This is a genomic window from Austwickia sp. (genome assembly GCA_016699675.1).
Taxonomy (GTDB): domain Bacteria; phylum Actinomycetota; class Actinomycetes; order Actinomycetales; family Dermatophilaceae; genus Austwickia.
In genome coordinates, this window is the sequence record CP064985.1 from 2,463,144 (window position 1) to 2,485,793 (window position 22,650).

Consider the following 22,650-nt stretch of genomic DNA (forward strand, 5'->3'; position numbering starts at 1 on the left):
TCGACCTTCTAGTCCTCGAACATGGCGACCACCGGCATCTCGACCGTGTCGACGCCGACGATGGCCTCCTCGTCCCGCTTGCCCGGCAAGACCGTGTTGAGGTAGTCCACGAAGGCCCACAACGTGGTGACGTCCTGACCGGCCTTCTCGGACATGTACCAGCGGTGCTCCAGCACCTCGTGGAAGATCTCCGCCGGCTCCAGCTTCCCGGCCAGGTCGGGCGGGACGTTCGACACGATCGGCTCGTACACCTGCGACATCCAGTCGTGCGCCACCATCTCCTCGCTGTCGCCCTGCCGCCCCTCGCTCGCGCGGTAGCTGTCCAGGTCGTTGAGGAGCCGGCGGGCCTGGTTCTCCTGCACGTCGAGGCCCGTGAGCCGCATCAGCCGTCGGCTGTGGTGACCGGCGTCGACGACCTTGGGCTGGATCTGGATCGTCGTACCGGCCAGGTCCGTCGACAACGCCAGCTCGTCGACGTCGAAGCCGAGCGCGTTGAGCCGCCGGATCCGCTCGTCGACCCGCCACCGATCCCCGGTCTCGAACCGCTCCACCCCGGTCAGCTCGTCCCACAACTGCTCGTAGCGGATCAGCACCCGCTCCGACATGGCGACCGGGTCCAGCCCCTCGGCCGCGGGGGAGCCACTCGCCGCGAGGTCCATGACCTCGCCGCCGATGTTGACCCGCGCGATGTCCAGGTCGTGCTCGCGCTGCCCCTTGGTCAGCGACGGGAGCAGCTGGCCGGTCTCGGCGTCGACGAGGTACGCCGAGAACGCCCCCGCATCGCGCCGGAACAGCGTGTTCGACAGGGACACGTCGCCCCACCAGAACCCCGCGAGGTGCAGCCGCACCAGCAGGACCGCGAGCGCGTCCAGCAGCCGCCGGGCCGTGTCCGGCTGCATCCGCTGGCTGAACACGGCCCGGTAGGGGAGCGCAAACTTCAGGTGCCGCGTTAGGAGGCAGGCATCGAGCGGTTCGCCGTCCGGGGTGGTCCGTCCACTGATCACCCCGAACGGCTTCACCGTCGGCTGCTCCAATCGGCGCAGCGACCGCAGCAGCCCGTACTCCGCACGCGCGATCTCCTCCTTGATCTCCTTGACCGCGAGGACCCGCCCCGACACCTTGACGAACCGGACCACGTGCCGGGAGATCCCGCGGGGCAGGTGCGCCAGGTAGGGGCCGTCCCATTCCTCCAGCGGCGTCGACCAGGGCAGGTCGAGCAGCGCCGGATCCGGGCGGGACGCGGTGATCTGCAGCGGCATCCCGCGATTATCTCCCTCCAGGGGGCACCGGGCGTAGGGGCGTACTGACAACGTCAGGGTCTCGGGCGCGCTCGCCGGTATGCTGAACTCATACCGAGGAGGTCCGGCATGGCGGTGCGGAAGGTTGCGGTGACGCTGCCCGAGGAGCTGTACGAGCTGGTCGAGCGGGCCCGCAAGATCGAACACCGGTCGCGGTCCGAGATGATCCAGGAGGCGATCCGCACGCACTTCGGCGAAGCGAAGTACTGCCCGTCCGAGGAGGAGCGACGCCTGCTGCAGCAGGCCTTGGACGAGGACGCCGCACAGCCCCACGCCGCGCGGCCCTGGAGCGAGGTGCATCGCGAACTGTGGGGACAGCGATAAACGTCGTCCTCGCACCCGCCGCGGTCGCCGACGTGCGTGCCGCCCGGGATCACTACGCCGAGGTCAGCGCCGAACTGGCGGACGCCTTCGTCGAGGCGCTCGGCCGAGTCGTCGAACGCCTCACGGCGTTTCCCCGCTCGGGCACCATGGTCGAGGGCTTCAGCGACTTGCGTCGTGCCCGGATGCGACGGTTCCCGTATGGCGTCTTCTATCAGCTCTCCGAGCCGGCAGAGGTTCGCATCGTCCGGGTGTTGCACGATCGCCAGGACCGACCGCGGGGTTTGGACCACCCGGAGCCCTGAAATGCAGCCCGACATGCAGGACTGCCCCCAGCTGTGGGGCTGAAGGCAGTCCTGCATGCGTCGTCGAGCGGCTCAGTCGCCGAGGCGCTCGCCGGTGTTCGGGTCGAAGTAGTGCACGTGATCCGCCTTGGGCATCAGGTGAATCCGGGTGCCCTTCTCCGGGGGAACCCGCCCGTCGACCCGCACCACGATCGGCTTGTCGGTCGGCTCGGCGCCGTCCATGGAGCCGTAGACATAGGCGTCCGCGCCCAACTCCTCGACGACCTCCACGGTCACCGGAAGCCCCTGCTGCGCGATGTCGAGATCCTCGGGCCGTACGCCGAGCGTCACGCGCCCGCCGCTCGGGGCAGCTCCGAAGCTGGCCGGCAGCGTCGCCGTACCGAATTTCACCGACGATCCCTCCACGGGCACCTCGAAGAGGTTCATCGCGGGGGAGCCGATGAAGCCGGCCACGAAGACGTTGTTGGGGTGGTCGTACATGCGGCGCGGGCTGTCGCACTGCTGCAGCAAGCCGTCCTTGAGCACCGCCACTCGGTCGCCCATTGTCATGGCCTCGACCTGGTCGTGGGTGACGTAGACCGTGGTGATGCCGAGCCGGCGCTGCAGCGAGGCGATCTGCGTGCGGGTCTGCACCCGCAGCTTGGCGTCCAGGTTGGACAGCGGCTCGTCCATGAGGAAGACCTTGGGCTCGCGCACGATCGCGCGACCCATCGCGACGCGCTGGCGCTGACCGCCGGAGAGGGCCTTCGGCTTGCGCTGCAGGTATTCGGTGAGGTCGAGGATCTTCGCCGCCTCCTCCACGCGCCGGCGGATCTCACCCTTGTCGACGCCGGCGATCTTCAGGGCGAAGCCCATGTTGTCGGCGACGGACATGTGCGGGTAGAGGGCGTAGTTCTGGAACACCATCGCCACGTCGCGGTCCTTCGGCGACAGGTCGGTGACGTCCTTGTTGTCGATGTAGATCTTGCCGGCGTTGACCTCTTCGAGGCCCGCGAGCATCCGCAGCGAGGTGGACTTTCCGCAGCCTGACGGGCCCACGAGAACCAGGAACTCGCCGTCGGCGATGTCGAGGTCCAGGGCGTCTACGGACGGCTTGTCATTACCCGGATAAGTGCGGGTAGCGCTCTCAAAACGAACGGTAGCCATGACGACGTTGTCTTCCCTTCACCGGCAGGAACGTGCCGGACGATCCGTTGTAAAGGATGGATGCCCCGACCTTGGGGAGACCCGAGGGTCCAGGCGATATGCGGTTGTCGAGCGGAACTGCGCGAAACGCGCCCGCCACGAGCAGGCTACGCCATCGGCCGATCAGCCCTTGGTGGAACCCGCAGTAAGCCCCGCGACCAGGTGTCTTTGGGCGAAGAAGAACACGACGGCGGCGGGAATCGTGATGAGCACGGCCGCGGCGGTCAGCAGATCCCAGTGCGGTAGCGCCGGCGGCCGGGGCACGAGGATCTGCATGCCGTAGGCGAGGGTGTACTTGTCGTCGGTGTTGAGGAAGGCGCTCGCATAGGCGACCTCGCCCCACGCCGTGAGGAACGTGTAGAACGCGGTCACGGCCAGGCCCGGCCGGGCCAGCGGCAGGATGACCCGCCAGAACGTCCCGAACGGCCCGAGCCCGTCGACGTGCGCGGCCTCGTCCAGTTCGCCGGGGATCGAGTCGAAGTAGCCCTTGAGCATCCAGGTGCAGAACGGGACCGCGATCGTGCAGTACGCGATGACCAGGGACACGTGGGTGTTGATCAGGCCCAGCCGGGACATGATCGTGTAGATCGGCACGATGAGGATCGAGACCGGGAACATCTGGGTGACGAGGAAGGTCCACATCAGCGACCGCTTGCCCGGGAAGTTGAACCGGCTGATCGCGTAGCCCGCCGTCGCCGACATCGCGATGCCGATCAGCATCGTGAAGAGGGCGCAGACGACGGAGTTCGCGAACCACCTGGCGAAGTCGGTCGTCCCGAGCAGGCTCGAGTAGTTCTCCAGCGTGGGGCTGGTGGGCAGGCCGAGCTGACCGACCTCGGCCGCCGGCTTGAACGAGGCCAACGCGATCCACGCGATGGGGAACACGGCCACGAAGGTCGCGAAGAGCAACGTGGCGTGCAGGCCCACGGAGGCGGCGGGGGAACGGTGGCCACGACGGGTCCGGCGTGCCATCACCACACCTCCCCTTGGCTGCGGAGCACTCGCCGGTAGACGAGCGAGTAGAGCACGAGGATGGAGAGGATGACCACGCCGTACGCCGCGGCGAAGCCGTAGTTGCGGATGCCCTCGAAGGCCGCGCGATACGCCCCCGTCACGAGGATCTCCGTGCCGCCCGACGGGCCGCCGCGGCTGACCAGGAAGATGATCGGGAACATGTTGAAGGTCCAGATCGTGCCGAGCAGGATCACCGAGTTCGACACCGGCCGCAGGCCCGGCAGCGTGACATTGGTGAACCGCTGCCAGCCGGTGGCGCCGTCCATCTCGGCGGCCTCGTAAAGCTCGCCGGGGATCGCCTGCATGCCGCCGAGCAGCGCGACCATCATGAACGGCACGCCGAGCCAGACGTTGACGATGATGCAGGCGATCAGGGCCTTGGGCGTCGTGTCGAAGAAGTCCACGGCCTGGCCGCCCATCCCGGTGATGACTGCGTTGATGATGCCCGCGTCGCGGTCGAAGATGAACTTCCACGCGAATGCCGAGACGAACGCGGGGACCGCCCACGGCAGGATCAGCAGCACGCGGTAGATGCTGCGGAGGCGCATCTCGCGGTGCAGCAGGATCGCCAGGCCGAGCCCGAGCGTGTAGTGGAAGAACACGCAGGCGGCGGTCCAGATCAGCGTGATGAGCAGCTGATGCCAGAACTCGCCGACCCGGCCGGTGAGCAGGTCGGCGTAGTTGCCGAGCCCGATAAAGTGCGCCTGGTTCGGGTTGGGCCGACACTCCTGGTCGCCGCCGAGGGTCTTGGTGCACACCTCGGCGGCCTGGTTGGCCTCGGTGAGATTGGTGAAGGACTGCCAGATGCCCTGCACGAGGGGGTAGAAGACGAGCACGGCGAGCACGATGACGACGGGCGCGACGAAGGCCCACGCGTACCAGTGCTTGCCCCACAGGGTCCGGAGCCGGTTCATCGGCTCCCCCCGATGCTGACGACGACCGACATGGAACTCCTTGAGAGCGGTACGGCGGTGCTGCGGTGGGTGCGGAACAGACAGGTCATGGGACACGCCGTACGGCGGCCGGGGTGGCCGCCCGCCGTACGGCGTGCGGGATCAGCTGAGACGGCGCACTCAGCCGACGGTGCTGTAGCTCTTGACGACCTCGGCCTTGTAGGTGTTGGCGACCTCGGTCAGCGTCGCCTTCGGGTCCGCGAGGTTGACCATAAGCTTGGTCGCGGCCTTGTCGAGCGGCGCGAACAGCTGGCCGCCCTCGGGGATCCAGGCGCGCTCGACCGCAACGTCTATGGCCGGCTGCCACGCCTTGACGAGCGGGTTCGTGACCTTGTCGTAGGCGGACTTGCGGGTGGGCAGGACGCCGAGCTTGTCGGAGATCTTGGCCTGGTTCTCCGGGCTCGTCATGAACTTGATGAAGGCGATCGCGGCCTTGGCCTTGTCGCTGCTCATGCCCTGGTAGACGACGTAGTCGTGGCCGCCGACGGGGGCGCCGGCCTTCTTGGAGCCGGCCGGGACCGCGGCGATGCCGAGGTTGTCCTTGCCGCCGAAGGTGGCGGCCTTGGAGACGTTCGCGGTCTCCCACGGGCCCTGCACGAGCATGGCCACGTTGCCGGCGTTGAAGGCGTCCATCATGGCCTTGTAGGCCTCGGTGGCGGGGGCCTTGGTGAAGCCGGGAGACTTCAGCAGCTCCTGGGCCTTGGTGACGCCGGCCACGGCGGGGGCGTCGTTGACGACGATCTTCTTCGCCTGCGGGTCGAGCAGGTTGCCGCCCTCGCCGTAGATGAACGGCAGCAGGTAGTAGCCGGCCGGGTTCAGGTAAACGCCGTCTTTGCCCGTTTTGGTCTTGATGGCGGCGGCGGCCGTCTTCATCTCGTCCCAGGTCTTGGGCGGCTGGACGCCCGCGTCGGCGAGCATCTTCTTGTTGTACATGAGGCCGAGGGTGTCGGTGACCTGCGGGACGCCGTACGTGCCGCCGTTGAACTGGGTCGAACCCTTGGGGGCGGCCAGGAAGTCGTCCATGTCCTTGGTCAGCTCGGTGCCGTCGAGCTTGTAGAGGTAACCGAGGGAAGCGAACTCGGGCACCCAGGCGACCTCGGCGCGCAAGATGTCCGGAGCGCCGGACTTCGCCGCGGCGGCCGTCTTGAACTTGTTCTGGGCCTCACCGAACGGGACCGACTGGTAGTTGATCTTGACGTTGGGGTACTGCTTGCTGAACTCCGCGATCATCTCCTTGTACATCGGGGCCTCGTTGGTCGCATCCGAGGTGTCCCACCAGGTCAGGTCGCCCTTGATGTCCGCAGCATTCGCGGACGCACCGCTGGAGGCGGCGCTGGAAGTCGTTGCAGTGGTGCTGCCGCCGCCACCGCAGGCGGTCAGCGCAATCGCCGTCGTGGTGAGCAGGGTTGCAGCGTAAACGCTCCGGCGCATGGGTGTGTGCTCCTAGGTAGTTCGCGGCGGGCGCCCTCGCCCGCTCTTCCCGGGAGCCTAAAGCTCTGCAAGATCTTGCACAAGCCTTTGGAGACTTCTTGCGTAATTTCGTTACCTCGGGGATAGTCGCGTCGTGAGGTGCCGCGGCGTCGTGGGGGACTCAGCCCCATTGGTAATCTCCCGCCACAGGCGCCGCCGACGTACGGAGGAGGACCCATGCGAGCTCCGCGGCTAGCGGACGTGGCCGCGCAGACCGGCGTGTCCGAGGCCACCGTGAGCCGGGTCCTCAACGGCAAGCCCGGCGTGGCCGAGAGCACTCGCGTGGCGGTCCTCGCCGCCGTCGACATGCTCGGCTACGACCGCCCGGCCAAGCTCCGGCGCGCGAGCGTCGGGCTGGTTGGGCTCGTCGTCCCGGAGCTGGAGAACCCGGTCTTCCCGGCGTTCGCGCAGGCCATCGAGTCCGGCCTGGCGGCGCGGGACTACACCCCGATCCTGTGCACCCAGACCGCGGGCGGCATCGCCGAGGACGACTACGTGGCGATGATGCTCGAGCGGGGGGTCTCGGGGATCGTCTTCGTCTCCGGGCTGCACGCCGACGCCACGGCGGACATGTCGCGCTACCACGCCCTGACCCAGCGCGGGCTGCCCGTCGTGCTGGTCAACGGCTACCAGGAGAGCGTCGAGGCCCCGTTCGTGAGCAACGACGACGTCGGGGCGATGGCGCTCGCGGTCGGTCACCTCGTGGGGCTCGGCCACCGTCGCATCGGCCTGGCCGTGGGCCAGGAGCGGTTCGTCCCCTCGCACCGCAAAATCACCGGCTTCCGGCAGGCCATGGCCGACCTGGTGGGCCTCGACGATGTCAGCGACCTCATCGCCAGCACGCTGTTCACGGTTGAGGGCGGCAGTCAGGCGGCGGCCCAGCTCCTGGACGCCGGCTGCACCGCCATCACCTGCGGCAGCGACATCATGGCGCTGGGCGTCATCGCCGAGGCGCGGCGCCGCGGGCTGAGCGTCCCGACGGACCTGTCCGTGGTGGGCTATGACGACTCGCTGCTGATGGCCTACACCGACCCGCCGCTGACCACCGTCCGGCAGGACACCACGGGCATGGCCCAGGCCGCGGTGTCGCTGCTCCTCGCGCAGATCGAGGGTCAGCCGACGCCGCGTGCCGAACTCGTGTTCCGTCCCGATTTCGTCGTTCGCTCCTCCACTGGCCCCGCCCCGCAGACCAGCGCGGCGCACGCGGCGATGCGACGCGGCGAGGCGGGCCTGTCCGCGCGGCTGGAGGGGGCGGTGCGGACGGCCCGCGGTCGGCGCGGTGGGCGGTCGGCTTAGCGGGGCGGGTTCGCCGTGCGCGCGGCGACGAACGCGGCCAGTACGGCGACCGCGGCCGGCACGTCGGCGACGCGGCAGCACGCGGCCGTGCTCCCTCCACCGACCTTGATCGTCACGTCGCCGCGGGCGGGATCCAGCGCCCGAAACGCCATCTCGTCGGTGACGTCGTCGCCCAGGTAGATCGTGGCGTCGGCGCCCACCTCCGCGGCGAGGCCGCGCAGCGCCGAGCCCTTGTTCGCCTCGATGACCCCGATCTCCTGGACGTCCTTGCCGCGCAGCGGATGGCAGTCCGAGAACTGCTCGGCCACCTCGCCGGCCGCCGTCAGCGCCGCCGAGTTCGCGGGTTCGGGCATGCCGCGCGTGTGCAGGACCACCGCGGCGGGCTTGCGTTCGATCCGGCTGCCGGGATGTGCCGCGACCACGGCGTGCAGCGCCTCGTCCAGGGCGCTCAGCAGGTCGGTCTGAGCGGGGGTGAGCTGACCCGAGCCGACGACGCGACTCGACTGGGCCCCGTGCGTCCCGATGAAGACGACACGGGGGTCGTCGGCCAACCCCGAAAGATCTTGCAGGACGGCGAGGTCACGCCCCGAGACGAGGGCGACCGTGACGCCCGGCAGGGCCAGCGCCGCCCGGAGGGCCTCGATGGCGCCGGGTGCCGGCCGGGCCTGCATCGGGTCCTGGACGAACGGCGCCAGCGTGCCGTCGAAGTCGGTGGCCAGCACCACGGTCGGCAGCGCCGCGGCCCGACGTACCAGCTCGTGCACGTCAGCGCTCAGCTCGGCGGCGGCCTGCGCACCCCCCGGTCGCGCGGTCACCGTCGGCTCCCCGCCGCCTGGGTCGAGGGCTCCGCGGCCGGCCGCTCCGGCGCGGCCTCCAGCGCCTGCAGGAAGCTGGCGGCCCAGTGCTGCACGTCGTACTGCGTGATGCGGCGCCGCAGCGCCCGCATCCGGCGCCGCCGCTCGGCGCTCGGCGCCGTGGCCGCCCTCATGATCGTCGCCTTCAGGCCCTGGATGTCATGCGGGTTGCACAGATAGGCCTGGGTGAGTTCCTCTGCGGCGCCAGCGAACTCGGACAGCACCAGGGCGCCCGTGTCGTCGGGGTGGCAGGCGATGTATTCCTTCGCGACGAGATTCATCCCGTCCCGCAGCGGGGTCACGAGCATGACGTCGGCGGCCCGATACATCGCGGCCATCTCCGCCTGGTCGAAGCTCTGGTGCAGGTATTCGATCGCCGCCGAGCCCAGGGAGCTGTAGTCGCCGTTGGCCTGCGCCACCGTGAGTTCGACCTGCTCGCGGAGGTCCTTGTAGGCGTCGACCCGCTCCCGGCTGGGCACGGCCACCTGGATCAAGCACTGCTCGGGCGGGGCGATGGCCCCGTCGCGGAGCAACTCCTGGTAGGCCTTCAGGCGGTGCCGGATGCCCTTGGTGTAGTCGAGGCGATCGCAGCCGAGCATGAGCACCTTGGGGTTGCCCAGCGACTCGCGGATCTCCTTGGCCCGCGCCTGGACCTCCGGCCGCGCGGCCAGTTCGGTGAAGTGGGCCGTGTCGATGGAGATCGGCACGCCGGCGGCGCGCACCGCCCGGTGCTGGCCGGGGGGTCCGGCGGTGTAGACGATGTCGCGCTTCAACCGCAGCCCGGCGAGCTCCCGGCAGGCGCGCCGGAAGTTGGCCGCGTCCGAGGACTTCTGGAAGCCGAGGAAGTCCGCCCCGAGGAGGCCGTCGATGATCTCGCGGCGCCACGGGAGCTGCGCGAACAGTTCCACCGGCGGGAACGGGATGTGGTTGAACCAGCCGATCCGGACGTCTGGGCGCAGCTCGCGCACGAGCGCGGGCACCAGTTGCAGCTGATAGTCGTGCACCCACACCGTGGCGTTCGGCGCAGCGACAGTCGCGATCGCCTCCGCGAAGCGTTTGTTGACCCTCGTGTAGGCCTGCCACCAGCGCCGATGGAAGGTCGCAGGGACGATGACGTCGTGGTAGATCGGCCAGAGCGTGTCGTTGGACAGGCCCTCGTAGTGGTCGGCGATCTCCTCGGCGCTCAACGGGACGGGGTACAGATACATGCCCGCGTCCTCGAACGGGGCGGGGGCTTCGCCCGCGTCCCCGGCCCAGCCGATCCAGGCGCCCTCCCGGCCCCGCATCACCGAGTCCATCGCCGAGACCAGCCCACCGGGGCTGCGTTGCCAGCTGACCGTGCCGTCCGCAGCCTCCTTGCGGTCGACGGGCAGGCGGTTCGCGGCGATCACGAAGTCGTAGGTCTGCTCGGTGGCAGGTGCGACGTCCGGCCGCGCTGTCGTGCGCTCGCTCACGTGTCTCAGCTCCTCACCAATCGGGCGATCTCCACTCTATGGCCGGGGTGCGAGCCCACCGGCGGGAGGGACTGGGCGAACCTGCCCGGGGGAGCGGATCGGCGGGTCGAGACGTCGTAGGGGAAGCTCCGTCCCGGCGTGCTCGCCCCTCCCAGGGGGGTTCCAGCGACGCGCCGTACCCTGAGCGAGGCTCCGGGTGGGCCGTCGTCGGGGCGCCAGGAGAGGGGGGTCACAGGTGGGGATGGTGGGCCGCTACCGCCTCTGCTCCGAGCTCGGCCGCGGCGGCATGGGCGTCGTTCACCTGGCGCTGGACGATCGGGGCCGCGCGGTGGCCGTCAAGGTGCTCCGCGACCACGTGACGGACGACCCGGCGACGCGCGCGCGGCTGGCGCGCGAGGTCGATCACCTCTGGCGGATTCGGCACCCGGGGGTCGCGGGCATCGTCGACGCCGACGTCCAGGGATCGCGGCCGTACGTCGTGACCCGGTACATTCCCGGCCCGCCGTTGGATCGGTACGTCGCCCAACACGGCCCACTGCCCCCCGAGGCCCTGTTCGCCCTCGCGCGGGACCTCTCCGAGGCGCTCTCCGCGGTGCACGCGGCCGGCGTGGTGCACCGTGATCTCAAGCCCGCCAACGTCTTGCTGCACGACGGGCGGCCCGTGCTCATCGACTTCGGGATCGCGTACGGCACCGACGACGCCCGGATCACGTCGACGGGTCTGGTGATGGGCACGCCGGGGTTCCTGGCCCCGGAAATCCTCGACGGGGCGCAGGTCACCTCGGCCACGGACTGGTGGGCGTGGGCCGCGACGCTGGCCTTCGCGGCCTCCGGCCGGGTGCCGTTCGGCGAGGGCCCGGCCGATGCGGTCCTGGCCCGCATCCGGGCTGGCGAGTGCGACCTCGCCGGGGTCGACCCCGCCTTGGCGCCGCTGCTGCGCGCGGCCCTCGATCCCCAGCCGACAGCGCGGCCGACGCAGGCGCAGATCCTGGCGGGGCTGGAGCGATACGCCGCGCGGGGTGGGCCCACCGCGTCCTTGCCCGCGTTGCCCCGCACCGAGGTCATCCCCGCGGTGGCGAGGACGGCGCCCGTCCCGATCGTCCCGGCGTCGCCCGCTTCTCCTGGGGTGCGGGCCGCAGCGTACGGAGCACCGGTCGCTGCGCCGCACGGGTCGGCCTCCGGGCATCAAGTCGCTGCGCCGCATGGGTCCCCGTCCCGGCCGCCCGCCGCGGCGCCGTACGCGCCGTACGCCCCGCCGCCGGGCGCGGCGTACGGAAGTGGGGCCGTCCCGCGGGCCCGACGGACCGGGGTGATCGTCGCGGGAGCGGCGCTTCTCGCGGCGTTTGCGCTGGTCGCGCCGGTGCTTGCGCTGGTTGCCGGGACCGCGTGGTCCTGGGTGGCGCGCACGGTGGACCGCGCCGTCGTGGGGCTGAGCCTGCGGCGCGGGGAGTACGGCGTACGGCGCGGCGACGTGGCGGGAGCCGTGGTGCGTTCTCCGGCGTACGCCGTGGGGGCGGCGCTCGGCAGCATCTTCGGTGCGATCCTTCCCGCGCTCGCGGGGGGATGTGCCCTCGCGGGGGCCATCGCGCTGCAGGGGGCTGGGCCAGTCCCCGGGTCGGCGAGCGACACCTCGGCCGCGGCGCCTCTGCTCGCGGGGGCTGCCGCCGCGCTGCTCGTCGGCTGGTGGGGGCCGGGGGGATCCACGGTACGTCGAGGGTCGCGGGTGGTCGCGCGAGCTCTCACCCCGGGTCGACACGGGTCCACGGTTGTGGCCGCGGTCTTGCTCCTGGCAGGCGCGGTGGTCGCGTTGATCTCCCAGTCGAGCGGATTCGAACCCACCTGGGCGCCCCTAGGAGACGACCCGTTCGCGTGGGTGCGGGGTCTCTCGGCGTCGGGCCTCCGCAGCTCGTGAGTCCTGGAAATCTCACGATGTGGATTATTCGGCGACCATTAGTTTGAGACCCTTTTCACATTCGTGACCCGACGCGCGCGGCAGGCTCCTGACCTGCGGGCCTGTGAGCTGCGCCGTTTCGTGGGACGCCACGCCGATGCGTACCGTTTCGTGACTTCGCCGTTGCGCAACCGTGACGTTTCAATGGGTGCGCCGCTAGTCTGGCCAACGTCGCGCTTCCGGCGCGCCGCCGTATCCCTGCCACGCAACGACGCCCCGGTCTGGGGGGTCGTCCAGCGATCGAATGTACGGCGACGTGACGCGCGCGATATCCGCACATACCGCAACGTGTCCGCGCGCCCAACCTCGTCGGCGGACACGGCCGGCCCCTGAGCCGGAGCAGACGAGGGTGGGGGAACCAACCGGCAGTGGCCGGTGCGCCGTGGGGACACGGCTTGGGGTTAAGCCGGCAAGACCGGCCGGGCACCTGACGCCCGAACCCGACAGCTAACCCCGCAGGCGCCCGTCAGGAAGGACATCGGAAGGCACATGGCCCATACCCCTAAGCACGTCGCCCCGCGCCGGCACATCAGCCGCGCTATCGGTACCGGCATCGCTACCCTCGCCACCGCGGCGGTCGGCGTTGCCATCGTCCCCTCGGCCGCGCACGCGGACGTCTGGGACAGCGTCGCCGCCTGTGAGGCCGGCGGGAACTGGAACATCAACACCGGCAACGGCTTCTACGGGGGCCTGCAGTTCACCCAGTCCAGCTGGCTCGCTGCCGGTGGTGGCGCCTACGCCTCCCGGGCGGACCTGGCCAGCCGCGAAGCACAGATCGCCGTCGGTCAGCGGCTCCTCGCCATGCAGGGCCCGGGCGCCTGGCCCGTCTGCTCGGTGCGCGCCGGCCTGACCCGCGGTAGCGGTGGCGGCTCCGTCGCCCCGGCGCCGGCCCGCGCGGCCGCGCCTGCTGCCCCGGCTCGTACCGCCGCGGCCGCTCCCGCCCAGGCCAAGGCCGCCGCCGCCACGCCCGCTGCTGCCGCTGCCGTCCCGGCTGCGGTCGTCAAGCCGGCCGCCGGCGCCCTGAAGCCGGCCGACACGAAGCTGGTCCAGTCCTGGACCGGCACCGGTGCGGGCGTCTGGGACGCCAAGGCGCTGAGCGCGCTGCAGGCCAAGCTCGGCGCGAACGCGACCGGCAAGACCGACGTCCAGACCATCGCCGCCGCCGAGAAGCTGGTCGGCCTCTCCGCCTCCGGCCTGGACTACTTCACGCAGCCGATGCTGGACAAGCTCTCGGCGTACGCGCAGGTCAAGCTCGCCGAGGCCAGCGCCAAGGCGCTCGCGTCCGCGGCCGAGGGTGGCTCGATCTCGCAGAGCACGCTGCAGCTCGCGGTGGCCCCCGCGTCGTACCGCTGATCAACTCCCGCCCGCCTCGGGTGGATGCTCGTCCGCTTACGCGGTAAAACCGGCGAGGCCCGGACCCATCAGGGGGGTCCGGGCCTCCGTCGTGTCCTCGGGGTGCCGAGCTGGAGAAGGGACTCGATCCCCACCGTCCGGCCAGAGAAGGGACTCGATCCCACCGTCCGGCTCGCTCCGCTCGCAAAACGTCGGGGGCCCACCTGCGGGTTCGAGTCACCTACTGCATTGCGCGGGTGGCGACGGGCGCTCGCTGCTCCCGACCCCTCGCCACCCGCGCAGAGCTGGAGAAGGGACTCGAACCCTCAACCACCTGTTTACAAGACAGGTGCGCTACCGATTGCGCCACTCCAGCGGGCGCCCACGGCGTACGGGAAACCGCAACAGCCCCAGGCGACCCCACGATCCTAACCGCGGGGAACGTCCGGCCGGAGCACCGCCGCCGCGCCGCCCCTGCCCGCCGCGCCACGAGCAGGTGACCCGAACACCTTGGGTGGGTCCACCGAGTGCCTGGCGCATGTATCTAAACCCCACCTCAGTTGCTCCTCTAGTGTCGTGAGTCGTTAATTCGTTTGCAGTAGCCGGCGAGGGTTTCGAGGATCTGGTCGGCGCTCTTGGTCCAGACGAAGGGCTTGGGGTTCTTGTTCCACTCCTGGGTCCAGGTGACGATGTCGCGTTCGAGCTCGATGACCGAGCGGTGGGTCGCGCGTTGTAGCTTGCGGCGGGTCAACTCGGCGAACCAGCGTTCGACGAGGTTGAGCCAGGACGCCGAGGTCGGGGTGAAGTGCAGCACCACGCGGGGGTGTTTGAGCAGCCAGGCCTTCACGGCCGGAGTCTTGTGGGTGGCGTAGTTGTCCAGCACGAGGTGCAGCTCCAGCCCGGCGGGGGTGACCCTGTCGACTTCCTTGAGGAAGGCCAGAAACTCGCTGCTGCGGTGGCGCCGGTAGTTCCGCCCGATCACCGCCCCGGAGACGATGTCCATCGCCGCGAACCCGGGCGTCGTGCCGTGGCGGACGTAGTCGGGGGTGGCCCGCGCGGGTGTACCGGGCATCATCGGCAGGATCGGCGCGGTCCGGTCCAGCGCCTGGACCTGGGACTTCTCATCGACCGCGAGGACCAGCGCGTTCTCCGGTGGTGACATGTACAACCCGACGATATCGCGGACCTTGTCCACGAAGTCGGGGTCTTTGGACAGTTTCCAGGAGTCCACTGCGTGCGGTTTGAGCCCGAACGCCCGCCAGATCCGCGACACCTGGGTCTGGTTCAGCCCCTGGTCGGCGGCCATCGACCGGGTCGACCAGTGCGTATCCCCGTTCGGCGGCGTGTCCTGCAACGTCCGGGTGATCAGGGCGTTGATCTGCTCATCCGTGAGCTTGCGCGGCTGCCCCGGTCGCGGCGCGTCCTCCAGCCCGTCGAGACGACCGGCCGCGAACCGGTCGCGCCACTTCGTGACCGTCGCAGCGCTCACCCCGAGCCGGCGCGCCACCCCGGCCACGTGCGGGTCATCGGCGTACGCCAACACGATCGAGGCCCGCTGCACCAGCCTGGCCGCCGACGTCGGCCGCTTGATCCACCCCGTCAACACCGCCCGCTCGATCGGTCAACACCAACGGCTTCGCGGCAGGACCCGACATACACGAATCCTACCCAACAGCAGGCGAATTAATGACTCACGACACTAGATGTCCACACGTCGAGAGGAAGGTCCGTCATGTGTGGTTCAGCCAAGGTTGCCCGAGCAGCCGTCTTGTTCCCGTCAGTTTCTCGATCCGGGCGTTGACATGGGCGCCCAGAGTAATTGGCGCTTCTGCGTCAAGTGTTTCGGTCTCTTTTGGTATGGCTATCCCACAAAGGGCACGTGTCCGCGCGGTGGCGGTCATGATCCCGGGGGCAGCTGGGACTTCTCGCTGGTGGTGTTGGATACGAATCCCCCGGCGCCGAATCCAGGTGGTGGAGGTTCCGGCCCCCCCGTGCAGAGCAATTGGCGGTTCTGCACCAAATGCTTCGGCCTGTTCTGGTACGGCTACCAGACGGCGGGGTCCTGTCCGCTCGGGGGAGCCCACTCCCCGCACCGATCGGCCAGCCCTACCGGCGCGTGGAGCAGCATCAACCTCGGCTTGCCGGTGGTCGACACCAACGCTCCGCCGGCGCGTGCTGGCGGCGGCGGCACCGGCGTGCCCCGCCAAAGCAATTGGCGCTTCTGCACGAAATGTTTCGGCCTGTTCTGGTATGGCTATTCGTCGGCGGGGCAATGCCCGACGGGCGGGGAACACAGTCCCCACCAGTCCGCGAGCCCTAGTGGCGCCGGGTCGAGCTGGAACTTCGGTCTTGACGTGGTCACGACCCTGCCGGCCACTGGTCGGTTGTGGCTGAATGAGGAGCACCAGCAGCAAACGCAATGGTGCTGGGCGGCGTCCTCGGTCAGCATCGCCAAGTTCTACGACCCGTCGAGCACCTGGTCGCAGTGCAGCTTGGTCAACCAGGCGTTCGGCCAGACGAGTTGTTGCACCAACGGCTCCTCCGCCGCCTGCAATCAGCCGTGGTATCCCGAAAAATCATTGCCGATCGTTGGTCATTTTGATGCGAAGGTGAACGGGAAGCCAACCTTCCAGAAGGTGCAAGAAATGATCACCGCGCGGCGTCCGATCTCGGTGAACGTCCAATGGAACGGTGGGGGCGGCCACAACCCCGTCGTGGACGGTTTCGATACGACGGGAACGATCGTGGTGCAGGACCCGTGGTATGGGGCATCCGTGCAGAACTTCGACGCGTTCCCCAGTCAGTACAACGGCGGTGGGAGCTGGTACTGCTCCTACTACACCAAGTGATGAGAGCGCAGGGAGACGACATGTCCATCCGTTATACGCAACCACCTGACAATGCCGCGGAGATTGTCCGCGCGGGCCTTGAGCAGGCCGTGACCGCCGGGATTACCTCGGAAGCATCCGACGTCGGTGCCCCGACGCCGGAACTCACCCGACCGCACGATGTGTACGACATCGGTGCGGACGCCGTTGCTGCTGGTGGCGATGTATCCGCCGCCCGCCTCACCAGTGTCCGTGGGCTCGTCGGGCGGGGAGACTCCGCGGTGGCCGTCGAAATGCACGAGGTCCCCGCCGGCGCGTCCGGGCAGCCAGGTGCCACCGGGGCCGCAGGGCCGACGGTCCAGGCCGAACCACGCGAATCGCCGCCGCCAGGCAGCCACGCGCTGAGCCAGGTCAATTCCGGCCCGTACGTGGGTTCGACCGAACGCGAACTCGACCGGTTGGAGGCCAGCGCAGCGGACTCTGAGGCGGACGTTGAGGTCCGGGTGTTGCGCTGCTCGGCGTTGTACTTCATGGCCCTCTGGCTGCACCGTCCCGACAACCCTGACCACGACCAGTTCCGGCCGCTCGAACCGGTGCCCCCGGGCCTGGAGGCGGATCGGACCTACAGCCTCAGGGAGCTCATGGCGGTCTTACAGCCGCAAGCGGCTCGGCTCTTGTCGGCCCACGAGCCGGGGATGTCTTCCTGAGACATGGGCGGCTCCCGCCGGGTTTCTTGCCCAGGCGGGAGCCGGCCCGAAAGGCCGCTGGTGCGGACCTATGCGGGGTCCTTGACGATGTTGACCATTTCTTTAGCTAAACCTCACCGAGCCCAGGTGGGCCGACCGTGGTGGAGGCCGATGGGGAAGGTTTCCGGCAGGGAAGCCGGGTGCAGGGCCGGTTGGGGAACCGGGGCGGAACCGGTTGGGGAACCGGGGCGGAACCGGTTGGGGAACCGGAGCAAGGCCGGCAGGGGAGCCGGGAGTAGGGGCCGGCTGGGGAGCCGGGATGGTCAAGTCCCCGGTAGTGGTGTAGCCGTGCGTTTTCCTTGGGGTGGGGTTAGCCCGGATGTTGCATGGGGGCTTGCTGGTGGGGGCCGGGCCGTCGTTGACGCCTCGGTGGGGCTGATTCTGGCCGGTGGGTATGACAATGTCCCGGGGCGGCGCTTCCGGTGGGCGTCGTCTTCCACGGACGAGGGCTGTGTTGCGGGTTGTCGGGGCGGGGTGGTGGCGTTGCTCAGGGCGGGGCCAGGATCGCGAGGCGGTCCCATCCGGTGGTGAAGAGTCCCGCCCAGGGCGCCGTGACCTTGACGTGGAGCAGGCGTTGCCTACCGGTGTGGGCCAGGGTGGCTGCGATGGTGAAGAGCCGCAGCCGTAGCGTCTTGGGTTCCCAGCGGCGGGCATCGGTGCTGGTGAAGGCCAGCATGCCCATCCACGCGATCAGGTCGTTCGCGAGTTGCACGATCAGGAGCCAGATTCGGTTCTGGGCGAAGCCCTGCAGGGGCAGGTTGGTCAGGCCGGTGTCTTTGGCGATGCGGATCCGGTCTTCGCAGCGGGCCCGGCGCCGGTGGCGTAGTTCCAGGTCGGCCAGTTGCCCACGGGTCGTGTTGGTGACGAAAGCGGTCAGCCGGTACCCCTCGACGTCGGTGAAGCGGAGTTGGGCGCCGGGGTGGGGTCGTTCGCGTCGGACGATGGCCCGCATCCCGGCCGGGTACCCCGTGAGGAGACCCTTAGCCGCGAGGAGGTCGGTGAGCTCGACGACGGCCGCGCCGTCCCGGACGTCGCCGTCGGCGTCGAGGGCGACCTGCCAGGCGGTCTCGGGGATCAGCGCGTACAGCTGGGGCGTGCTGGTGGGCAGGGTGTACCCGATGGAGTACGACAGGCCGCGCCGGTCCAGGAAGGTCAGGAACTCCCGGGTGCCACCGGCGCCGTCGGTGCGGATCAAGACTTTCTTGCCGGGCCGGGAGGGGTTGATCCCGGGCACCGCCGCCAGCGCCGTCTTGGTCACGGCGATGTGGTCAGCGGCCGTGTTCGACCCAGCGTTCCCCGCTCGCAGCAGCATGCCGAGCGGTTCGCCGGTGCCCGTCTTGCCGTGGTCGAGGAAGGCGCACAGCGGGTGGAAGCCGTAGCCATGTTTGAACGTGGCGGCGGCGTTCTCCTTCTCGGAGTGGGCCGTGATCAGCGTCGCGTCAAGGTCGATGACCAGCGGATCGGTTGCTGAGGCTGCGTGGTTCGGGGCATGGGTTCCGGCCCGATGCCACACGTGGGCGCGGGCCGCGGTTCGGGCCGCGCCACGGCCTTCTCCACGGCGGTGACCTGCGAGGTCAGGGACGCGATCGTCCGGCTAATCGTCGCATCGGAAGCGACCGGCCCGTACAGGGCGGGCTCGACTCGTAACAACGTCACGTCGCGGCAGGCGTCCCCACCCAGGGCCAGCGTGATCGCCAGGTCGAGTAGCACCTTGGCCGGATCGTGCCGCGCCAACGGCTTACGCCACGGCGTCAGCGCAGCGCTCAACGTCGCGGCCAGCCCCGACACTGTCGCAGTCTGGGCCAGCAGCGCCCCACCGGCCTGGGCAACCGCCGGAACGGTGGCCGCGTCGACCTTGATTCTGGGGTAGATCCGGGTAGTGTGCTTCACCTGAAAGGTGCTCCCTTCGACCCGCCAAGATCGACCTCAGCAATCGATATTCTCCCAGGTCAAGAGCACCTTTCAGCGTTTACCGGCCACACTAACCATGAAATCTCCGGGTTAGGCGGTCAGGGCGGGCATGTGGGTCTCGATGTTGGCGGTTGGGTTGGTGATGACGCCGAGGCGGCAGCGGGCGAGGATGTCGAGGCCGAGGTAGCGGCGTCCTTCGGCCCATTCGTCGGTCTGCTCGGCCAGGACGGCGCCGACGAGGCGGGTGATCGCCTCGCGGTTGGGGAAGATCCCGACGGAGTCGGTGCGTCGGCGGATTTCCTTGTTGAGCCGTTCGGTGGGGTTGTTCGACCAGATCTGGGTCCATACGTCTTTGGGGAACGTGGTGAACGCGAGCAGGTCCGCGCGTGCGGTGTCGAGGTGCTCGGCGACCGCGGGGAGACGCTCTGCGACGTAGTCCAGGAGTCGGTCGAACTGGGCTTGGACCGCGGGGGCGTCGGGCTGGTCGTAGACCGAGTGCAGCATCGCTTTGACGGCCGGCCACATGCTTTTGGGGCAGATGCTCATCAGGTTGGCGGCGTAGTGGGTGCGGCACCGTTGCCAGGTGGCGCCTGGCAGGTTCGCCGCGATCGCCTCGACCAGTCCGCAGTGAGCATCGGAAGTGACCAGGCGGACCCCGCCCAGGCCACGGGCCACGAGGTCGGCGAAGAACTCGTTCCACGCCGCGCCGGTTTCACTGGTCGCGACCCGCAGGCCCAAGACTTCGCGGTGTCCGTCGGCGTTGACGCCGGTGGCGAGCAGAACGACAGCGTTGATCACGCGCCCGCCTTCGCGGACTTTCATCGTCAACGCGTCCGCGGCCACGAAGGTGAACGGGCCGGCATCGTCCAGGCGGCGGTGACGGAAGTCCGCGACGACCTCATCGAGCTCTGCTGCCATCCTGGAGACCTGCGACTTGCTCAGGGAGTCGATCCCCAGGGTCTTCACGAGCTTGTCCATGCGCCTAGTCGAGACACCGGCGAGATAGCAGTCCGCGACGACCGTGATCAACGCGGACCCCTCCGTGCCAGCCTGGGGTGAGACCACTCGGTTCGAAAGTTGTGTAGGACCGTGGAGGGCACGACCCGTGAGGACTTGCCATGACCATGACTCAGGCCGACCGTCCGGCCCAGCCTGCTCGCCCCCAGCGTCGCGTGTTCACAGCTGCCCAAAAGGCTGAGTTTGTGCGGGACTACGATGCCACCCCGGAAGGGAAGAAGGGCGCTTTTCTGCGCGGGCATGGGTTGTATTCCAGTCATATCACCAAGTGGCGTGCCCAGCCCGAGCGTGAGGCTGCGCGGGCGCAGCGCAAACGCGCCGACCGGGTCGCCACGTTGCAGAATCGGGTGTCTGCTTTGGAGGCGGAGCTGGCGGCTTCTCAGCGGACGGTGGCGACCCTGGGAAAAGCGTTCGAGCTCTTGGAGCAGATCTCCGAGAGCTCGGCGCTCACGACCAGGTCCGGACGGCGTTAACATCCTGCGTGGATGACCTCGCTGGCGACCTATCCACACGGGCAGCCTGTGAGTTGGTGGGGTTGTCTCGGGCCGGGAAATACCGCGCCGCGCAACCTCAACGACTCCATCATGGTCCGGCGTTACCCCGGCCGACGCATAATGCGCTGGCCCCGGCAGAACGTGACCAGATCATCGAGGTCTTGACCAGTGCAGAATTCGTCGACAAGGCACCGGTCCAGGTCTACTACACGCTGCTGGAGCGCGGCTGCTACCTAGCCTCCCCACGGACCATGTACCGCGTCCTGGCCGCCGCGGACCTGCTCACCGAGCGCCGATCCCAGGCCAAGCACCCCCCGCGGGCGGTGCCCCACTTGCACGCGACCGGACCGTGCCAGGTCGCTTCTTGGGACATCACTGCATTCCTTGGTCCCCGCCGCGGCCACTACTACTACGGATTCATGATGATCGACATCTTTTCCCGACTGATGCCCGCCGCACGGTCATACCCCGGGCCCCGGGAAGAGTACGTCGAGGAATTAATCACAGCCTGCATCGAAGGATTCGCCGGTGTCATTCCAGCGATGATTCACTCAGACAACGGCTCCGCGATGATCGCAGGAACTGTCACTGATCTCTACGAACGGCTCGGGATCACCCGGTCGTTGTCCCGGCCGCGTGTCTCGAACGACAACCCGTACTCCGAAGCGCTGTTCAAGACCACGAAATACTGCCCGGCCTATCCCGGTTCCTTCGACTCCATCAAGGAGTCACAAGAATTCCTCGACGACCTCCGAGAATACTACAACAACCACCACTACCATTCCGGGTTGAAGTTCTACACACCGGCCAGCGTGCACAACGGCACCTGGCCCCACATCCAATACCTGCGCCAACAAACACTGAACGCCGCATACGCCACCAATCCGCACCGATTTACCCGGTCACCCCTCGCGCCAGCACCTCCCGCCGAGGCCTGGATCAACCAGCCCCCCGCCACATCACCACCACCGACCCCAAGGAGACACAGACACAGAAATCCTGACCAGTGGTCTCACCGCCGTTGACAATCACCGGACTCGGCCCGCTTACGGCGTTGCAGCAGCCAGTCCGGGAAGTAGGTGCCTGAGCGCAGTTTCGGGACCGCGACATCGATCGTGCCGACCCGGGTATCAAGGTCGCGGTGGCGGTAGCCATTGCGTTGCGCGGTCCGCGACGTGGAAGGCCTGCCGTACTCGGCGCCCACGACGGCGTCGGCGTCCGCGGACAGCAGAGTGTTGATCACCTCCTGCAGCAGGTGCCGCATCAGGTCTGGGCTGGCCTGAGCCAGGGCTTCGCCAAGCAGGCCAGCGGGATCGACAATGTGAGCAGCGGTCATCGTGTTGGTCCTCGAGGATTCTGTGGAAGGTTGACTCGAAGGATCACGCGGTGACCGCCTCGTCGTCCATGACGACCCGGCCACCGGCTACACCACTATGCGGGACTCAACTTCGGCATCTTTGCTGGCGATCGACCGACCGCTCTGATGGGGCCGGCGACCGGGCGGCTGGGCGTCGGCGGCGCAGGCCTCAATCCGGGCCCGTGTGCCCCGGCAGTGACCGTTCGTCACCTGCGGTTTGGGTGCCATGGCACCAAAACCGCAGGTCGTGAAGGCTCGCTCTCGGTCGCAATGGGCACGCCGATGGGACGGCGCCGCTCGTCTCCGTCCTTGATAGTGCCGGCGTAGGCCGGGAAAAGGAGTTGCCTGGCAGCGCCGGAGCGATGGTTAGAAACGGTTTCGTTGGACTTATCCAGTCGGGTTCCCCTGCGCTTTTCGCTCCGCTAGGATCGAACACAACAACGAAGTACTGGTTTCGGTATGACGTACAGGGGATCGGGATGTCGGGTGGGGCGGTGCGCGTGCCGGAGGGATGCGCTGCCGTGTTCGTGCCAGACCCGGCCCGCCTGGCGCTGCTCGATGATGACGACCTCCTGGACGCGATGGCGGCCTATGAGAAGGCGACCGCGGGAGCGGCGGCGATGTCGGCGCAGGCCGCGGGCTTGTTGGCGGGTCGGCGTCGCGCGCTGGCGGTCGATGAGGTCGGACCCGATGCCTCGAAGACGGCGCGGGACCGGGCTCTGGGGGAGGCTGAGGCGGCGGTGGTCGATGAGATCCGGTTGGCCACCGGGCTGGGACTGTACGACGCCGTGGGGCGGGTCCGTCTCGGCGCCGGCTCACCGACCCGGACCTCGGTGATGCGCTGACGGCGGGTACCGCGACGTG

Annotated in this window: 17 protein-coding genes, 1 tRNA gene and 4 pseudogenes; 10 read left to right on the top strand and 12 right to left on the bottom strand. The window is 68.8% G+C overall.

From position 1 onward, the window contains the following. Positions 1-8: 8 nt before the first annotated feature. Complete coding sequence (locus IPK37_11295) at positions 9-1,259, bottom strand: DUF4032 domain-containing protein (protein QQR99600.1); 1,251 nt, start codon at positions 1,257-1,259, stop codon at positions 9-11. A 108-nt stretch (positions 1,260-1,367) separates the two neighbouring features. Between IPK37_11295 and IPK37_11300 the strand changes: the two genes are divergently transcribed. Both IPK37_11300 and IPK37_11305 read left to right on the top strand, forming a co-directional pair. Further along, positions 1,368-1,622, top strand: a complete 255-nt coding sequence (locus IPK37_11300; GenBank protein ID QQR99601.1) for a ribbon-helix-helix protein, CopG family — start codon at positions 1,368-1,370, stop codon at positions 1,620-1,622. Then, entirely contained in the window at positions 1,607-1,924 is a 318-nt protein-coding gene (locus IPK37_11305; protein QQR99602.1) for a type II toxin-antitoxin system RelE/ParE family toxin, read from the top strand. Before IPK37_11300 ends, IPK37_11305 begins: the two co-directional genes overlap by 16 nt. Positions 1,925-1,996: 72 nt before the next feature. On the opposite strand, the gene ugpC is transcribed toward IPK37_11305, so the two are convergent. The 4 genes from ugpC to IPK37_11325 all read right to left on the bottom strand — a co-directional run bounded on the left by ugpC (position 1,997) and on the right by IPK37_11325 (position 6,507). Continuing rightward, complete coding sequence (gene ugpC, locus IPK37_11310; protein ID QQR99603.1) at positions 1,997-3,070, bottom strand: sn-glycerol-3-phosphate ABC transporter ATP-binding protein UgpC; 1,074 nt, start codon at positions 3,068-3,070, stop codon at positions 1,997-1,999. 162 nt (positions 3,071-3,232) lie between these two features. Beyond that, positions 3,233-4,081: a carbohydrate ABC transporter permease gene (locus IPK37_11315; protein ID QQR99604.1), complete on the bottom strand. Its 849-nt coding sequence runs from the start codon at positions 4,079-4,081 to the stop codon at positions 3,233-3,235. Further along, the gene (locus tag IPK37_11320; protein ID QQR99605.1) at positions 4,081-5,037 is read right to left on the bottom strand and encodes a sugar ABC transporter permease; all 957 of its coding nucleotides are present in this window, start codon (positions 5,035-5,037) and stop codon (positions 4,081-4,083) included. Before IPK37_11320 ends, IPK37_11315 begins: the two co-directional genes overlap by 1 nt. 159 nt (positions 5,038-5,196) lie before the next feature. Next, the gene (locus IPK37_11325) at positions 5,197-6,507 is read right to left on the bottom strand and encodes an extracellular solute-binding protein (GenBank protein QQR99606.1); all 1,311 of its coding nucleotides are present in this window, start codon (positions 6,505-6,507) and stop codon (positions 5,197-5,199) included. A 216-nt stretch (positions 6,508-6,723) separates the two neighbouring features. On the opposite strand from IPK37_11325, the gene IPK37_11330 reads away from it, so the two are divergent. Then, entirely contained in the window at positions 6,724-7,842 is a 1,119-nt protein-coding gene (locus IPK37_11330; GenBank protein QQR99607.1) for a LacI family DNA-binding transcriptional regulator, read from the top strand. Here the strand turns inward: IPK37_11330 and otsB are convergent. Together otsB and IPK37_11340 are read right to left on the bottom strand one after the other, a co-directional pair. Then, complete coding sequence (gene otsB, locus IPK37_11335; protein QQS02831.1) at positions 7,839-8,618, bottom strand: trehalose-phosphatase; 780 nt, start codon at positions 8,616-8,618, stop codon at positions 7,839-7,841. The genes IPK37_11330 and otsB overlap by 4 nt on opposite strands. A gap of 35 nt (positions 8,619-8,653) precedes the next feature. Then, a complete protein-coding gene (locus IPK37_11340; GenBank protein QQR99608.1) occupies positions 8,654-10,150 on the bottom strand; it encodes a trehalose-6-phosphate synthase in 1,497 nt (498 codons plus the stop codon). 244 nt (positions 10,151-10,394) lie between these two features. Between IPK37_11340 and IPK37_11345 the strand changes: the two genes are divergently transcribed. Together IPK37_11345 and IPK37_11350 are read left to right on the top strand one after the other, a co-directional pair. After that, the gene (locus IPK37_11345) at positions 10,395-12,062 is read left to right on the top strand and encodes a serine/threonine protein kinase (GenBank protein ID QQR99609.1); all 1,668 of its coding nucleotides are present in this window, start codon (positions 10,395-10,397) and stop codon (positions 12,060-12,062) included. A gap of 528 nt (positions 12,063-12,590) precedes the next feature. Next, the gene (locus IPK37_11350) at positions 12,591-13,454 is read left to right on the top strand and encodes a transglycosylase family protein (GenBank protein QQR99610.1); all 864 of its coding nucleotides are present in this window, start codon (positions 12,591-12,593) and stop codon (positions 13,452-13,454) included. A 282-nt stretch (positions 13,455-13,736) separates the two neighbouring features. On the opposite strand, the gene IPK37_11355 is transcribed toward IPK37_11350, so the two are convergent. After that, a tRNA-Thr gene (locus IPK37_11355) sits at positions 13,737-13,809 on the bottom strand. Positions 13,810-14,001: 192 nt separating this feature from the next. Next, positions 14,002-15,088: pseudogene (locus tag IPK37_11360) on the bottom strand (IS630 family transposase). Between the two features lie 336 nt (positions 15,089-15,424). On the opposite strand from IPK37_11360, the gene IPK37_11365 reads away from it, so the two are divergent. Together IPK37_11365 and IPK37_11370 are read left to right on the top strand one after the other, a co-directional pair. Beyond that, the gene (locus IPK37_11365; GenBank protein ID QQR99611.1) at positions 15,425-16,282 is read left to right on the top strand and encodes a hypothetical protein; all 858 of its coding nucleotides are present in this window, start codon (positions 15,425-15,427) and stop codon (positions 16,280-16,282) included. A gap of 20 nt (positions 16,283-16,302) precedes the next feature. Beyond that, complete coding sequence (locus IPK37_11370; GenBank protein ID QQR99612.1) at positions 16,303-16,968, top strand: hypothetical protein; 666 nt, start codon at positions 16,303-16,305, stop codon at positions 16,966-16,968. A 526-nt stretch (positions 16,969-17,494) separates the two neighbouring features. Here IPK37_11370 and IPK37_11375 read toward each other — a convergent pair. Together IPK37_11375 and IPK37_11380 are read right to left on the bottom strand one after the other, a co-directional pair. Further along, positions 17,495-18,897 (bottom strand): annotated as a pseudogene (locus IPK37_11375) (IS1380 family transposase). Positions 18,898-19,008: 111 nt separating this feature from the next. Then, positions 19,009-19,953, bottom strand: a pseudogene (locus IPK37_11380) (IS256 family transposase). 167 nt (positions 19,954-20,120) lie between these two features. Here IPK37_11380 and IPK37_11385 point away from each other — a divergent pair. Together IPK37_11385 and IPK37_11390 are read left to right on the top strand one after the other, a co-directional pair. Then, positions 20,121-20,408, top strand: a complete 288-nt coding sequence (locus IPK37_11385; protein QQR99613.1) for a hypothetical protein — start codon at positions 20,121-20,123, stop codon at positions 20,406-20,408. An 8-nt stretch (positions 20,409-20,416) separates the two neighbouring features. Beyond that, positions 20,417-21,454, top strand: a complete 1,038-nt coding sequence (locus IPK37_11390; GenBank protein QQR99614.1) for a DDE-type integrase/transposase/recombinase — start codon at positions 20,417-20,419, stop codon at positions 21,452-21,454. Between the two features lie 8 nt (positions 21,455-21,462). Here the strand turns inward: IPK37_11390 and IPK37_11395 are convergent. Then, positions 21,463-21,765, bottom strand: a pseudogene (locus IPK37_11395) (transposase). A gap of 542 nt (positions 21,766-22,307) precedes the next feature. Here IPK37_11395 and IPK37_11400 point away from each other — a divergent pair. Continuing rightward, positions 22,308-22,631, top strand: coding sequence for a hypothetical protein (locus tag IPK37_11400; GenBank protein ID QQR99615.1), 324 nt, complete (start codon positions 22,308-22,310; stop codon positions 22,629-22,631). Positions 22,632-22,650: the final 19 nt, after the last annotated feature.